This is a genomic window from Aliiroseovarius salicola (assembly GCF_027891095.1).
Classification (GTDB): domain Bacteria; phylum Pseudomonadota; class Alphaproteobacteria; order Rhodobacterales; family Rhodobacteraceae; genus Aliiroseovarius; species Aliiroseovarius salicola.
This window is the reverse complement of record NZ_JAQIIO010000024.1, coordinates 1-1971: the sequence shown is the minus strand read 5'-3', so window position 1 is coordinate 1971 and position 1971 is coordinate 1. Positions and strand designations below refer to the sequence as shown.

Annotated in this window: 2 protein-coding genes; both read left to right on the top strand. The window is 60.5% G+C overall.

Annotated elements, in window-relative coordinates:
• The coding region (locus tag O2N63_RS17455; RefSeq protein ID WP_271055591.1) for a methylenetetrahydrofolate reductase at window positions 1-895 on the top strand (895 nt) is incomplete at its 5' end.
• Between the two features lie 3 nt (window positions 896-898).
• The coding region (locus tag O2N63_RS17450) for a methyltetrahydrofolate cobalamin methyltransferase (RefSeq protein WP_271055590.1) at window positions 899-1971 on the top strand (1073 nt) is incomplete at its 3' end.

The following is a 1971-nucleotide window of genomic DNA, read 5'->3' as shown; positions in this document are numbered from 1 at the left end:
CCCCGCGCTCGAAGCCTTCTTGCAGGGCTATTCGATCGAGGTGATGCCGCGCACCGCGGCGAAGGTTGACGATTTCCGCGACCTGCTGCCGGAAGGCACGCGCGTTTATATCGCGCACATCGAAGGCACCCCGATCGAAGAGATGGTCGAGACCGCCAAGCGCATCAATGGCGAAGGCTTTGAGGTGATGCCGCACTTCCCGGCGCGTATCATCAAGGACGAGGCCACGCTTGCCGACTGGATCAACCGCTATCAGGGCGAAGCCGATGTGAAAGAGGCGCTGTTGCTCGCAGGCGGCGTGGAAAAGCCCCACGGCGATTTCCACTGCTCGATGCAGCTTCTGGAATCCGGTCTGTTTGACAAGCACGGTTTCACCAACCTGCATGTCGCCGGCCACCCGGAAGGCAACAAGGACATCGACCCGGACGGCTCGCGCAAGAACGTCGATGACGCGCTGTCGTGGAAACAAGAGTTCTCAAAGCGCACCGACGCCAAGATGGCCTTGGCCACCCAGTTCGCTTTTGAAGCTGGTCCAATCATCGAATGGGCCAACGGTCTGAAAGCCTCGGGCATCGACATCCCGGTGCATATCGGCATCGCCGGTCCGGCCAAACTGCAGACCCTGATCAAATTCGCCATTGCCTGTGGCGTCGGTCCGTCGCTGAAAGTTCTGCAGAAACGTGCTATGGACGTGTCCAAGCTGCTGCTGCCCTATGAACCCACCGATGTTTTGAACGAACTGGCCGCCCACAAGGCCGCCAACCCCGATTTCAACATCGAAAAGGTCCACTTCTTCCCGCTGGGCGGCATCAAGACCAATGCCAACTGGGCCATCAACAACGGCGGTGAGAACACCGCCCCCGTCAACGCTGTCTCCAACGCGACCAAAGGATAAGACATGACCCGCACCATCGTCGAAAGCGCCACCAAGACCTCGATCATCGGCTTTGACCAGCCGTTCTCGGTGATCGGCGAGCGCATCAACCCGACCGGCCGCAAGATCCTGAACGAAGAGCTGGAGCGCGATGATTTCTCGCGCGTTGAGCGTGATGCGCTGGCACAGGTAGCTGCTGGCGCCACCATTCTCGACATCAACTCGGGCGCTGTGTTCTCGAACAAAATGGCCGAAGATCCGCGTTACGCCGACAACAACTTTGTTGAGCCGGACCTGATGCGCAAGCTGGTCGAAACCGTGCAGGCCGTGACCGATTGCCCGCTCTGCATCGACTCGTCGGTGCCGGGTGCGCTGGAGGCTGGTCTTGAGGCCGCAAAAGGCCGTCCGCTTCTGAACTCGGTCACCGGGGAAGAAGAGCGTCTTGAGGTGGTTCTGCCGCTGGTCAAGAAATACAACGTTCCGGTTGTGGCCATTTCGAACGACGACACCGGCATTTCCGAAGACCCGGAAGTGCGCTTTGCCGTGGCCAAGAAGATCGTGGAACGCGCAGCTGACTTCGGCATCCCGGCCCACGACATCGTGGTTGACCCGCTGGTCATGCCGATCGGTGCCATGGGCACCGCTGGCCTGCAGGTGTTTGAACTGAACCGTCGCCTGCGCGACGAGCTGGGCGTGAACACCACCTGTGGGGCCTCGAACATCTCGTTCGGCTTGCCGAACCGTCACGGCATCAACAACGCCTTCCTGCCGATGGCCATGGCCACCGGGATGACCTCGGCAATCATGAACCCGATTGCCCTGCCGGTGGGTCCGAAGAAACTGGCTGAGAAGAAAGCCGAGATCGAAGCCAAAGGCATCATCGTACCTGCGGATATGGATGACGAGACCTTCTGCCAGCTGTTTGGCCTGGGCTCGACCAAGCCGCGTGCAGGCAAGGAAATGGAAGCCATCCGTGCCGCCAACTTCCTCACCAACAACGATGAAGGCGGGGCTGAATGGATCAAGTTCAACTCGACCAATGCGGGAGCTGCCGGTGCCGCCGGTGGACGTCGCGGCGGGCGTCGTCGTCGTTCGGC